Origin of the sequence: Sulfitobacter sp. 1A13496, assembly GCF_043557225.1 — a bacterium.
GTDB lineage: Bacteria > Pseudomonadota > Alphaproteobacteria > Rhodobacterales > Rhodobacteraceae > Sulfitobacter > Sulfitobacter faviae.
On record NZ_JBIFFP010000007.1, the window covers coordinates 65669 to 78513 of the forward strand.

Annotated in this window: 13 protein-coding genes; 9 read left to right on the top strand and 4 right to left on the bottom strand. The window is 62.5% G+C overall.

Features of this window, described 5'->3' with window-relative positions; all coding sequences use genetic code 11:
• The first annotated feature begins 1 nt into the window (after window position 1).
• Entirely contained in the window at window positions 2-658 is a 657-nt protein-coding gene (locus ACGYLX_RS15140; RefSeq protein WP_394450485.1) for an arylesterase, read from the top strand.
• Between the two features lie 49 nt (window positions 659-707).
• Here the strand turns inward: ACGYLX_RS15140 and ACGYLX_RS15145 are convergent, their stop codons facing one another.
• A complete protein-coding gene (locus tag ACGYLX_RS15145) occupies window positions 708-914 on the bottom strand; it encodes a cold-shock protein (RefSeq protein WP_209217039.1) in 207 nt (68 codons plus the stop codon).
• A 331-nt stretch (window positions 915-1245) separates the two neighbouring features.
• On the opposite strand from ACGYLX_RS15145, the gene ACGYLX_RS15150 reads away from it, so the two are divergent.
• Together ACGYLX_RS15150 and preA are read left to right on the top strand one after the other, a co-directional pair.
• Window positions 1246-2577, top strand: coding sequence for an NAD(P)-dependent oxidoreductase (locus ACGYLX_RS15150; RefSeq protein ID WP_394450487.1), 1332 nt, complete (start codon window positions 1246-1248; stop codon window positions 2575-2577).
• Window positions 2578-2602: 25 nt separating this feature from the next.
• A complete protein-coding gene (gene preA / locus ACGYLX_RS15155; protein ID WP_394450488.1) occupies window positions 2603-3916 on the top strand; it encodes an NAD-dependent dihydropyrimidine dehydrogenase subunit PreA in 1314 nt (437 codons plus the stop codon).
• Window positions 3917-4252: 336 nt separating this feature from the next.
• Here preA and ACGYLX_RS15160 read toward each other — a convergent pair whose 3' ends face one another.
• Complete coding sequence (locus tag ACGYLX_RS15160) at window positions 4253-4891, bottom strand: TetR family transcriptional regulator C-terminal domain-containing protein (protein ID WP_394450490.1); 639 nt, start codon at window positions 4889-4891, stop codon at window positions 4253-4255.
• A 156-nt stretch (window positions 4892-5047) separates the two neighbouring features.
• Between ACGYLX_RS15160 and ACGYLX_RS15165 the strand changes: the two genes are divergently transcribed.
• The 6 genes from ACGYLX_RS15165 (at window position 5048) to ACGYLX_RS15190 (ending at window position 11398) form a co-directional block, all read left to right on the top strand.
• Window positions 5048-6298: a Zn-dependent hydrolase gene (locus ACGYLX_RS15165; protein ID WP_394450493.1), complete on the top strand. Its 1251-nt coding sequence runs from the start codon at window positions 5048-5050 to the stop codon at window positions 6296-6298.
• A 72-nt stretch (window positions 6299-6370) separates the two neighbouring features.
• Window positions 6371-7831 carry a dihydropyrimidinase gene (gene hydA, locus ACGYLX_RS15170; protein WP_394450495.1) on the top strand — a complete coding sequence of 487 codons (1461 nt, stop codon included), beginning with the start codon at window positions 6371-6373 and terminating at the stop codon, window positions 7829-7831.
• A 74-nt stretch (window positions 7832-7905) separates the two neighbouring features.
• The gene (locus ACGYLX_RS15175) at window positions 7906-8691 is read left to right on the top strand and encodes an ABC transporter ATP-binding protein (protein ID WP_067265237.1); all 786 of its coding nucleotides are present in this window, start codon (window positions 7906-7908) and stop codon (window positions 8689-8691) included.
• The gene (locus ACGYLX_RS15180; RefSeq protein ID WP_209217047.1) at window positions 8691-9551 is read left to right on the top strand and encodes an ABC transporter permease; all 861 of its coding nucleotides are present in this window, start codon (window positions 8691-8693) and stop codon (window positions 9549-9551) included. The genes ACGYLX_RS15175 and ACGYLX_RS15180 overlap by 1 nt, the downstream gene beginning before the upstream one ends.
• Window positions 9551-10390, top strand: coding sequence for an ABC transporter permease (locus ACGYLX_RS15185; protein ID WP_394419950.1), 840 nt, complete (start codon window positions 9551-9553; stop codon window positions 10388-10390). The genes ACGYLX_RS15180 and ACGYLX_RS15185 overlap by 1 nt, the downstream gene beginning before the upstream one ends.
• A 27-nt stretch (window positions 10391-10417) precedes the next feature.
• Window positions 10418-11398 carry an ABC transporter substrate-binding protein gene (locus ACGYLX_RS15190; RefSeq protein ID WP_394450496.1) on the top strand — a complete coding sequence of 327 codons (981 nt, stop codon included), beginning with the start codon at window positions 10418-10420 and terminating at the stop codon, window positions 11396-11398.
• 243 nt (window positions 11399-11641) lie between these two features.
• Here the strand turns inward: ACGYLX_RS15190 and ACGYLX_RS15195 are convergent, their stop codons facing one another.
• The gene (locus ACGYLX_RS15195; protein ID WP_394450499.1) at window positions 11642-12193 is read right to left on the bottom strand and encodes a L,D-transpeptidase; all 552 of its coding nucleotides are present in this window, start codon (window positions 12191-12193) and stop codon (window positions 11642-11644) included.
• Window positions 12194-12334: 141 nt separating this feature from the next.
• Window positions 12335-12541 (bottom strand): cold-shock protein, encoded by a 207-nt coding sequence (locus tag ACGYLX_RS15200; RefSeq protein WP_067265226.1) that lies wholly within the window; start codon window positions 12539-12541, stop codon window positions 12335-12337.
• Window positions 12542-12845 lie beyond the last annotated feature (304 nt).

Sequence of the window (12845 nt, forward strand, 5' to 3'; positions counted from 1 at the left end):
GATGCGCAAGGTATTGATCTGTTTTGCCTTTGTTTTAGGCAGCGCGGCGCAGGCCGAGGAGGTGGTGATCGCAGCCCTCGGCGACAGCCTGACCCAAGGCTACGGGCTGCCCGCCGAGGAAGGGTTCGTGCCGCAATTGCAAGACTGGCTGGATGCCGAGGGGGTCGAGGCCAAGATCCTCAACGCGGGCGTGTCGGGCGATACCACCGCTGGCGGGCTGGCGCGGGTCGACTGGACGCTGACGCCCGAAGTGGACGCGATGATCGTGACGCTGGGCGGCAACGACATGCTGCGTGGGTTGGACCCGGCGCAGGCGCGCGGCAACATCGACGGCATCCTCGCGGCGGCGGAGAAGACGGATGTGGAGGTGCTTTTGGTCGGCATGTCGGCACCCGGCAACTACGGGGCGGGGTATAAGGCGGATTTCGAAGCGCTCTACCCCGATCTGGCCGAGGCTTACGGCACGCTGTTTTACCCGGACTTTTTTACCGGCCTGCTGGCCGAGGAAAAGAATGCCGCCGGCGCGCGGAGCGAGACGGTGCAGCGCTATTTCCAAGGCGACGGCATCCACCCCAATGCCGAAGGCGTGGCGCTAATTGTGGAAGACATCGGCCCGGCGGTGGCAGAGCTTGCCGCCCGCGCCGCCGAGCGCCGCTAACAAAAACGGACGCCGCAGCGTCCGTTTCGATCATCATCATGTGGCCCGTTCAGGCCAGTGCGATGTTGCTCGCGCTTTCGCGGCCATCGCGGCCCGCTTCGACGTCAAAAGTGACCTTTTGGTTGTCGGCCAGGCCGGTCAGGCCCGCGCGTTCCACTGCGGAAATGTGGACAAAGATGTCCTTGCCGCCCGCATCCGGTGCGATGAAGCCGTAGCCTTTTGTCGTGTTGAACCATTTTACGGTGCCAGTAGCCATGCCCCGTGTCTCCCTTTCTCTGATCTGCCCGCAACATGCGGCAGCGCGGCTCGGTCGAATTCGTGATCGCTGGAGCCTTAGGGCAGCCGGGTCGAAAAGTCTTCGCGTCGCAGTTGTGATATTGGAATCTCTATTTTTAAAATCAAGGATTTTTACGGGGCGAGGGGCCGCAAGCAAGGAAGCGCCCATGAAATATAACCTGCCTGTTACAAAACTGGCAGGCATCTCGGGATTTTTCGGAAGGCGCGTCTTTAAAAAATTTACCAGTTGATAAAAAAATGATTCCGTGAGAGCGTTTTCAAAACACCAAGAAAACGACAGGGATTTTGATATGGCACGAGATGTGTTTGAGCCGGGGATCGTTCCGGGGCGGTTAGAACCGCAGAGCTATGCCGAGGGGTTTTCGGATCTTCATCCGCCCTTGGATGAACATGAGGCGCTGGTCGCGGCGGACCGCTGTTACTTTTGCCACGACGCGCCCTGCATGACGGCCTGCCCGACCGACATCGACATTCCACTGTTCATCCGGCAGATCGCCACCGGCACGCCCGATGCGGCGGCCAAGACGATCCTGAGCCAGAACATCCTTGGCGGCATGTGCGCCCGGGTCTGCCCGACAGAGACGCTCTGCGAAGAGGTCTGCGTGCGCGAGGTGGCCGAGGGCAAGCCGGTGTTGATCGGCCAGTTGCAGCGATATGCGACGGATCATTTGATGGCGCAGGGCGTGCATCCCTTCGAGCGGGCCGCAGCCACGGGCAAGCGCATCGCAGTGGTGGGCGCGGGGCCTGCGGGTCTGTCCTGCGCGCACCGTCTGGCGATGCTGGGCCATGATGTCGAGATCATCGATGCGCGGCCCAAGCCGGGTGGGCTCAACGAATACGGCATCGCGGCCTACAAGACCCCCAATGGCTTCGCGCAGGCCGAGGTCGATTGGCTGATGCAGATCGGTGGGATCACCTTCCGGCACGAGGTTGCCGTGGGCCGGGATGTCACGCTCGAAGAGCTGAAGGCCGACTACGATGCGGTGTTCCTCGGCATGGGGCTGGTGGGCGTCAATGCCCTCGGGGCCGAGGGCGAGGATAAGGCCGGGGTTGCCAATGCGGTCGATTTCATCGCCGAACTGCGGCAGGCCAGCGATATCTCCGGCGTGCCGATTGGCCGCGATGTGGTGGTGATCGGCGGCGGGATGACGGCGGTGGACGCGGCGGTGCAGGCGAAACTGCTGGGCGCGCTCAATGTGACGCTGGTCTATCGCCGCGGGCGCGACCGGATGAACGCAAGTGTGTTTGAGCAAGACCTCGCCGCCTCCAAGGGCGTGCGGATCGTGACCCATGCGGTGCCGATTGCCGTCCATGGCAACGGGTCGGTGCGCGAGATCGAGTTTGAATATGTCGATGAGGCGATGAAGGGCACCGGCCAAACCCTGCGCCTGCAAGCGGATCAGGTGTTCAAGGCCATTGGCCAGACGCTGTTGGGCGATGGGCTACCCGACCTCGACGGGCGCAAGATCAAGGTGGACGGCACCGGGCGCACCAGCCTCGACGGGGTCTGGGCCGGGGGCGACTGCGCCAGCGGCGGCGATGACCTGACGGTGACCGCCGTGGCCGAGGGCCGCGACGCGGCGATGGACATTCACACCACATTGATGGGGGCGGCGGGCTGAGGCCGCGCCGAGAGGGAGACATAACATGGCTGATCTGAGAAGCGATTTCATCGGGATCAAATCCCCCAACCCGTTCTGGCTGGCCTCCGCCCCGCCGACGGACAAGGAATACAACGTGCGCCGCGCCTATGAGGCCGGCTGGGGCGGGGTGGTCTGGAAGACCCTTGGCTCCGAAGGGCCGCCGGTGGTCAACGTCAATGGCCCACGCTACGGCGCGATCTGGGGCGCGGATCGGCGGCTGCTGGGCCTCAACAACATCGAGCTCATCACCGACCGCCCGCTGGAAGTGAACCTGCGCGAGATGAAGGCGGTGAAACGTGACTATCCCGACCGCGCGCTCATCGCCTCGATCATGGTGCCTTGTGAGGAGGAGGCGTGGAAAGCGATCCTGCCGCATGTGGAGGAGACCGGCGCCGACGGGATCGAGCTGAACTTCGGTTGCCCGCATGGCATGGCTGAGCGCGGCATGGGCTCTGCCGTGGGGCAGGTGCCGGAATATATCGAAATGGTCACCCGCTGGTGCAAGATGTATACCCGCATGCCGGTGATCGTGAAGCTGACGCCGAACATCACAAACGTGATTTATCCCGCCGAGGCCGCCAAGCGCGGCGGCGCGGATGCGGTGAGCCTGATCAACACGATCAACTCGATCACCTCGGTCGATCTCGACCTCTTCGCGCCCGAGCCCACGATCGACGGCAAGGGCACCCACGGCGGCTATTGCGGCCCGGCGGTCAAGCCCATCGCGCTCAACATGGTGGCCGAGATCGCCCGCAACCCCGAGACCCACGGTCTGCCGATCAGCGGCATCGGCGGCGTCACCACATGGCGCGACGCGGCGGAGTTCCTTGCCCTTGGCGCGGGCAATGTGCAGGTCTGCACGGCGGCAATGACCTATGGCTTTAAGGTGGTGCAAGAGATGATCTCGGGCCTGTCGGAATATATGGACGAGAAGGGGCTGACCTCGGTCGACCAACTGGTGGGCCGCGCGGTGCCGAACGTGACCGACTGGAACCAGTTGAACCTGAACTACGTCGCCAAGGCGAAAATCGACCAAGACCTGTGCATCTCTTGTGGCCGCTGCTTTGCCGCTTGCGAGGATACCAGCCACCAAGCCATCGCCATGTCCGAAGACCGCACCTTTACGGTGATCGAAGAGGAATGCGTGGCCTGCAACCTCTGCGTCAATGTCTGCCCGGTCGAAGACTGCATCTCGATGGAGGAACTGGCGGCGGGTGCCACCGACCTGCGCACGGGCAAGACGGTGACGCCGGACTATGCCAACTGGACGACGCACCCCAATAACCCCTCCGTCCACGCGGTCGAACCGGCAGAGTAAGACAAGAGCCACCGCGCCCCGCGTTCAGGACTTTCTGCGGGACGGGGTGGCGGTATCGGCAGCGGGGGGCGGTATCTCTGCCACCTCCCGCCGCGCCACAATCAGCGCCATTGCCGCATCCCGGGCCATCTCTTCGCGGGTGACGGGCGGTGCGCCCGCTGGTTCATCGGACGCTGCCGGATTTGCGCACTTCGCATCCCGCGCAGCCCCTGCGCCCTTTATATCGCCTACATTCATCACTGCCCCTTTACCTTGGAAGGAGCCCGCACCCGCCAGTCAGACTGGCGGGCATGTGTTAACGGGGGATTAAACGCAGGGCGCCACTGGCCGCTATGGTTAACCGTTTGGCGCTGGCGCGGGCTGGTCCAAAAGCGCGCCGAACATCGCCTGAAGATGGGCCTGCGCGCGGGGGCGGGGGTCGGTCTCGGGACCGAGCAGGATTTGCGCCTGCGCCTCGAAATCCGCGTAGTGCTGGGTCGTCGCCCAGATCGAGAATATCAGGTGCTGCGGGTCCAGCGCGGGCAGTTTGCCAGCCGCCACCCAGCCCGCGATCACGGCGCATTTCTCATCAAACAGGGGTTTGAGATGGCTGTGCAATTCCGGCTCGATCCGCGGGGCACCTTGCAGGATTTCATTGGCGAAAAGACGGCTTTCGCGCGGCAGTTCGCGCGACATGGTCAGCTTGCGTTCGACATAGTCCAAAATCTCGCGCCGGGGGTCGCCTTCGGGGTCCAGTTCCACCAGCGGGTCGAGCCATGTTTCCATCAGCTGCGACAGCAAAGTGACGTGAATGTCTTCTTTGCCATTGAAGTAATAGAGAATATTCGGTTTGCTCAGCCCAGCTTCGGCGGCGATCTGATCCAGCGTGGCACCCCGGTAGCCGTGTTTGGAAAAGACTTCGAGCGCGGCATCCAGAATCACCCGGCGGTTGCGTCGTTGGATGCGGCTGGGTTTCTTGGCGGTGCTTTCGGGCAAGGCAATGATCCTTGGTGCTGCTAAAAAAGGCGTTTGCCGGATCGGCGGCGGGTTGTTTCAAACCAGTTCTTGACAGAGCCTAACCTAATCGCAATCGTGGATTTACCAAATGGTAAAAAAACAACACGGCCCAAGCCGATGACAGAGGAGTGACCTATGCCCGCGCCCGGAGAGAACCTCAAGATTGATCCCGACCGTCTGTGGGATTCCTTGATGGAAATGGCCAAGATCGGCCCCGGCGTGGCGGGGGGCAACAACCGCCAGACGCTGACGGACGAAGACGCGGAAGGCCGTGCCTTGTTCCAAAAGTGGTGCGAAGCGGCGGGCTGCACCATGGGGCTCGACCAGATGGGCAATATGTTCGCCCAGCGGGAGGGCACCGACCCCGATGCGCTGCCGGTCTATGTAGGCAGCCACCTCGACACCCAGCCGACGGGCGGGAAATACGATGGCATCCTTGGCGTGCTCGGCGGGTTGGAGATCATCCGCACGATGAACGATCTGGGGATCAAGACCAAACACCCGATCGTCGTGACCAACTTCACCAACGAAGAAGGCACCCGTTACGCCCCCGCGATGCTGTCGTCGGGGGTTTTTGCTGGCATCCACACGCAAGACTGGGCTTATGCGCGTACCGATGCCGAGGGCAAAAGCTTTGGTGACGAGTTGCAGCGCATCGGCTGGCGCGGCGAGGAGGAAGTCGGCGCGCGCAAGATGCATGCCTTCTTTGAGTTGCACATTGAACAGGGCCCGATTCTGGAGGCCGAGGGCAAGGATATTGGCGTTGTCACCCACGGGCAGGGCCTGAGCTGGACGCAGGTGACGATCACCGGCAAGGACAGCCACACCGGCTCCACCCCCATGCCGATGCGCCGCGATGCGGGGCTGGGCATGGCGCGGGTGTTGGAGAAGGTGAACGAGATCGCGCTCAGCCATGCGCCTCATGCGGTCGGCGCGGCGGGCCATATCGAGGTCTATCCCAATTCGCGCAATGTGATCCCCGGCAAGACGGTCTTTACCGTCGATTTCCGGTCGCCCGAACTGTCGGTCATCGAGGATATGGAGGCCCGTCTGCGCGAAGAGGGCCAAAAGATCGCCGACGATATGGATGTGAAGATCGAATTTGAAAAGGTCGGCGGCTTTGATCCCGTGGCCTTTGACGAGGGTTGCGTGACGGCTGTGCGCAACGCTGCCGAACGGCTGGGCTACAGCCATATGAACCTGATCTCTGGCGCGGGCCACGATGCCTGCTGGATCAACCGCGTGGCCCCCACGGCGATGGTGATGTGCCCCTGTGTCGATGGTCTAAGCCATAACGAGGCCGAAGAGATCACCAAGGATTGGGCCAAGGCGGGGGCGGATGTGCTGCTCCATGCGGTGCTGGAGACAGCGGAAATAGAAGGCTGAACACTCGGGCGGAGGTCGGGGGTGCTGCCCCGGCCCCCCGATGTGAACAGCCAGAAAGATGGGGAGAGAAAGATGAGCAAGGTAATCAAGGGTGGTATGGTCTGCACGGCGGACCGGACGTGGAAGGCCGACGTGCTGATCGAGGGAGAGAAGATCAAGCGCATCGGCGAAGACCTCACGGGTGACGAATACATCGACGCGGAGGGCGCCTATGTAATCCCCGGCGGGATCGACCCGCATACGCATTTGGAGATGCCCTTCATGGGCACCACGGCGGCTGAGACTTTTGAGTCCGGCACATGGGCCGCGGCGGTGGGTGGCACCACGATGGTGGTCGACTTCTGCCTGCCCGGCGCGGACGGCAGCATCAAGAACGCGATCAACGAATGGCACCGCAAGTCAGCGCCGCAGATTTGCAGCGACATCGGCTATCACATGGCCGTCACCGGCTGGGACGAAAACGTCTTTAACGAGATGAAAGACGCGGTCGACATGGGGGTGAACAGCTTCAAGCACTTCATGGCCTACAAGGGGGCCTTGATGATCGAGGATGACGAGATGTTCGCCTCCTTCAAGCGCTGTGCCGAGCTGGGTGCGTTGCCGATGGTCCATGCCGAGAACGGCGATCTGGTGGCCGAGTTGCAGCAGAAGTATTTCGATCAGGGCATCACCGGGCCGGAGGGCCACGCCTATTCCCGCCCGCCCGAGCTTGAGGGCGAGGCCGCGAACCGCGCCATCACCATCGCCGACACGGCGGGTGTGCCGCTTTATATCGTGCATGTGTCTTGCGAGCAGACCCATGAGGCGATCCGGCGCGCACGGCAGAAGGGGATGCGGGTTTATGGCGAGCCGCTGATCCAGTTCTTGACGCTGGACGAGTCTGAGTATTTCAACACCGATTGGGACCATGCCGCGCGCCGCGTCATGTCGCCGCCGTTCCGCTCGAAAGACCATCAGGACAGCCTCTGGGCCGGTTTGCAATCGGGCAGCCTGCAGGTGGTGGCGACCGACCATGCGGCCTTCTCGACCGAGCAGAAACGCGCGGGCCGCGATGATTTCCGGATCATTCCCAACGGCTCGAACGGGCTGGAGGAGCGTCTGGCGGTGCTCTGGACCGAAGGGGTGGAGACGGGCCGCCTGACACCGAATGAGTTCGTCGCCGCGACATCGACCAATATCGCCAAGATCCTCAACATCTATCCGCAGAAGGGTGCCATCGTCGAAGGGGCGGATGCCGATATCGTGGTTTGGGATCCGAAGATCACCAAGACGATCAGCCCCGCGAACCATCATTCGGTGCTGGATTACAACGTCTTCGAAGGCTTCGAAGTCAAGGCGCAGAGCCGCTATACCCTGAGCCGTGGCGAGGTGATCTGGGCTTGGGGGCAGAACAGCCAGCCGCAGCCCGGCCGGGGCCGTTTCGTGCCGCGCCCGGCCTTCCCGAGCGCCAACGTCGCCCTCAGCAAATGGAAGGAACTCAACAGCCCCAAGATGATCAAGCGCGACCCGCTGAACATCCCGGCGGGGATCTGAGCCATGTAGAACCGCCACGACAACCGGGTAAAGTGCCGCGCTAAAAGCGGCCGACCAACAGGGAAGTAAAATACGTGAATGACAGCCAGAGCGTGATCAGCGCCAGCAATCTTGACCTGACCTTTCAAACCAATGACGGGCCGGTCCATGCGTTGAAAGACGTGAACCTCGAGATCCACAAAGGGGATTTCGTCAGCTTCATCGGCCCCTCGGGCTGCGGTAAGACGACCTTTCTGAGGGTCATGGCCGACCTTGAGCAACCCACGGGCGGCAGCGTGACCATCAACGGCGTCTCGCCCGAGGAGGCGCGTAAATCGCGGGCCTATGGCTATGTTTTCCAAGCGGCAGGCCTCTATCCATGGCGCACCATCGGCGGCAACATCCGCTTGCCGCTGGAGATCATGGGCGTGCCCCGGGCCGAGCAGGACCAGCGGGTGAAACGGGTGCTCGACCTCGTGGAGCTTTCGGGGTTTGAGAAGAAGTTTCCTTGGCAGCTTTCGGGCGGGATGCAGCAGCGCGCCTCGATCGCGCGGGCGCTGTCTTTCGACGCCGACATCCTGCTGATGGACGAGCCTTTCGGCGCGCTGGACGAGATCGTGCGCGACCACCTCAACGAGCAGCTATTGAAGCTCTGGGCGCGGACCGAAAAGACCATCGCCTTCGTCACCCATTCGATCCCCGAAGCGGTGTATCTTTCCACCAAGATCGTGGTGATGAGCCCGCGCCCGGGCCGGATCGCCGATGTGATCGAAAGCCCGTTGCCGCGCGAACGCCCGCTGGAGATCCGTGAGACGCCCGAGTTTCTGGAAATCGCGCACCGCGTGCGCGAGGGGCTGCGCGCCGGGCATGGGGACGATTGATGCGTAACATTATCCCCGTTCTCACGGTCGTGGGTCTGTTGATCGTCGTCTGGTATGGCGCGGCTGTCGCGCTCAACGCGCAATGGGCGCGGGATGTGGCGGCACGGGCCGACAAAACGCTGACATTCTCGGAATTGGTGGCCGACACATGGTCGCAGGAGAAACCGAAACTTCCCGCGCCGCATCAGGTTGGCGCGGAACTGTGGAAGACCACGGTGGAGAAGAAGGTCACCTCGAAACGCTCGCTGATCTATCACACATGGGTCACCTTCAGTGCGACCTTTCTGGGCTTCGTCATGGGCACCGCGCTCGGCACGCTTTTGGCGGTGGGGATCGTCTTCAACCGCACGATGGACATGAGCGTGATGCCTTGGGTGATCGCCAGCCAGACGATTCCGATCCTCGCCATCGCACCGATGATCATCGTGGTCTTGAATGCGGTGGGCCTGTCGGGCCTGCTGCCCAAAGCGATCATCAGCATGTATCTGTCGTTCTTCCCGGTGGTCGTGGGCATGGTGAAGGGGCTGCGCAGCCCCGACCAGATGCAGCTTGATCAGATGCGCACATGGAACGCGAGCGGCTGGCAGACCTTCTGGAAACTGCGGCTGCCGTCCTCGATGCCTTATTTCTTTACTTCGCTGAAGGTCGGTGTCGCGGCCTCTCTCGTCGGGGCCATCGTGGGTGAGATGCCGACGGGTGCCGTGGCGGGCCTCGGCGCGCGGCTGCTCGCGGGCAGCTACTACGGCCAGACCGTGCAGATCTGGAGCGCGCTTCTCATGGCGGCGGCGCTTGCGGCGGCCATGGTGGGGCTTATCGGGCTGGTGCAGCGGCTGACCTTGAAACGGATGGGGATGGCATGATGGGCTGGGTTCTTTTTGCCATCGTCGCATGGGTCGCCGGCCTGTCGCTCAACGTTTGGCTGGCGCGGCAGCGGCCCTCGCGCGGCGCGTCGCTGGCGGCACCGCTGGTCTTTGGCATCACGCTGATCGCCGTCTGGGAGGGCGTGGTGCGCGGGTTCGAGATCAACCAAGTGCTGCTGCCTGCGCCCTCGGTGATCGCAGCGCGCATGGCTTCTTCGCTCGATATCCTGTGGATTGACTTCGTGCAGACCGTCATCAAGGGGGCGCTGAGCGGCTACATCATCGGCTGCGGCGCGGCCTTCTTGACGGCGCTGGCGATTGACCGCTTTCCCTTCCTGCAGCGCGGGCTTTTGCCGGTGGGCAACTTCGTCGCGGCGCTGCCCATTATCGGCATGGCGCCGATCATGGTGATGTGGTTCGGCTTTGGCTGGCAGTCAAAGGCGGCGATTGTCGTGGTCATGGTGTTCTTCCCGATGCTGGTGAACACGGTGCAGGGGCTGCAGGCCAGCGACGCGATGCAGCGCGACCTGATGCGCACCTATGCGGCGGGATACTGGCGCACGCTTCTGAAGCTGCGGCTGCCCGCGGCGATGCCCTTTGTCTTCAACGGGTTGAAGATCGGCACGACCCTTGCCCTCATTGGCGCCATCGTTGCTGAATTCTTCGGCTCTCCGGTGCTGGGGATGGGCTTTCGCATCTCCACCTCGGTGGGTCAGCTTGCGCTTGATCTGGTCTGGGCCGAGATTGTTGTCGCGGCAATAGCCGGATCGGCGTTCTATGGTATCATGGCCCTTATCGAAGGACGGGTGACCTTCTGGCACCCCAGCCAAAGGAACTAGAGACGACCAACCAACAGGGAGATAAAAATGAAAACCATCACGAAGATCGCTGCCGGGGCGGCCTTGGGCCTCTGGGGGGGCGTGGCGCAGGCCGCCGACGACCTGACGCTACAGCTCAAATGGGTCACGCAGGCGCAGTTCGCGGGCTATTACGTGGCCAAGGACAAGGGGTTCTACGAAGAAGAGGGGCTGGACGTCACGATCAAGCCCGGCGGCCCGGACATCGCGCCGGTGCAGGTGCTCTTGGGCGGCGGGGCCGACGTGATGGTGGACTGGCTGCCCTCGGCGCTGGCCGCGCGGGAGAAGGGCGCGCCGATCGTGAACATCGCACAGCCTTTCGCGAAGTCGGGCTTGATGCTGACCTGCCTCAAGGAACATGGCATCGAAAGCCCCGAGGACTTCCCCGGCAACACGCTGGGCACTTGGTTCTTTGGCAATGAAATTCCGCTGATGAGCTGGATGGGCAAGCTGGGCTATCCGACCGATGGCTCCGAGGGCGGCGTGACGATCCAGAAGATCAACTTCAACGTCGATCCCCTGCTGCAAAAGCAGGTCGAATGCGCCACCACCATGACCTACAACGAATATTGGCAGGTAATCGACGCAGGGCTGACGCCCGAGGATCTGGTGGTTTTCAAATATGAGGACGAGGGCATCTCCACGCTGGAGGACGGTCTTTATACCACCGAAGAGAACCTCGAAGACCCCGAGATGGTCGACAAACTGGCGCGCTTCGTCCGGGCCTCCATGAAAGGCTGGAAATACGCCGAGGAGAATGTCGAGGAAGCCGCCGACATCGTGCTGGAAAATGACCAGACCGGCGCGCAGACCGAAAAGCACCAGACCCGCATGATGGGCGAGATCGCCAAGCTGACCGAGGGCAGCGATGGACGGCTGGACGAGGCGGCTTTTGATCGGAGTGCGGAGATCACCATGGAAGGTGGTATGATCACCAAGGCGCCTGAGGGCGCTTGGACACATGACGTGACGGATAAGGCGCTTCAGTAAGCTTTGGCGTCTATGATGAGGGGAGGGGCCGGCGCTGCGCTGGCCCTTTTTCTTGGTGGGAAGGGCCAGCGCCTGCACGCGGGTCGGCGATCCGACGGAGCCTCGTGCCGCTTTATGGCTTAGCCGTGACGCGCCTTTGCAAGGTCGCACCCAGCCTCACCAAATCGCCTACCCGTCCGGGCGGGCAGGCGATGGCCCGGCGCCTGCGGCTTGATTCCGGGCCGGGTGTTGTCGAAAGGGGCCTTAGAGTACCGTAACCTTCGTCCCAATCGGCACCCGCTGGTACAGGTCGATCACATGCTCGTTCAGCATCCGGATACAGCCGTTCGACACGGACCGCCCGATGGAGTTCGGCTGTGTGGTGCCGTGAATGCGGAAATAAGTGTCCCGCCCGTTTTGGAACAGATAGAGCGCCCGCGCGCCCAAGGGGTTGCCGGGGCCGCCGGGCTGGGCGTCGGTGTTGCCGATGAAACGTTTGTAGGCCTGCGGGTCGCGTTCGATCATCTCATTGGTTGGCCGCCATGTGGGCCATTCCTTTTTCACGTCGATGGTCGCGGTGCCGGTGAACTCCAGCCCCGCTTTGCCGACGCCCACGCCATAGCGCATCGCTTGGCCCGGCGACGTCACGAAATAGAGGTAATGGCTCCGCGGCAGGATCAGCAGTTGCCCGGGCGCATATTGCGCCTTGACCGGGACCATCTGCGGGGCGGGGTCATAGGCGGCGGTGCGCGCCTGCGCCAACAGGGGTAGGGCGGCTGCGGCCACGGTGCTGGTCAAAAAGGTACGGCGGCGCATGGCAGGCTCCATCAAAATAATGCGTTTCGCCCGCATTTTGCCATGGGAGGCCATTTTAGCAAGGCCGGACATAAAAAAACCGACCTGCCGGTGTCAGCAGGTCGGTTCGAATTCTTGCATCAGGGCCGAAGCCCCCGGGCCTTAGGCCAGCGCGAGGTTGGTCGCGGATTCACGGCCGTCACGGCCAGCTTCGATGTCGAAGGTCACTTTCTGGTTGTCGGCCAGGCCGGTCAGGCCAGCGCGCTCAACAGCGGAAATGTGCACGAAAACGTCTTTGCTGCCGCCGTCGGGTGCGATGAAGCCGAAGCCTTTAGTTGTGTTGAACCATTTTACGGTGCCAGTGGCCATATCCGTATTCTCCATATTGATGCCATCCGCGTTGGTGCGATGGCCCGGCGTGGTTGGTCTGGATCGATAGACTGAGCGCCGTATGAGGGAGACAGTGGGTCGAAAAAGATAACGTCTGCACGGTCTATATTGCACTCGGGGGGGATTCGTTCAAGGGGCATCGCATTTTGGCGGGTTTCGGCGGGTCCGGGAGCGCGGATTTCGGCAAATTCCCGCCACGAAGTTTCGCGATCCCCATATTTTGCGGGAAACACGCCAAATTGCACCGTCCCGAGTTTGCCGCAAACCGGTCTCATTACTGCCC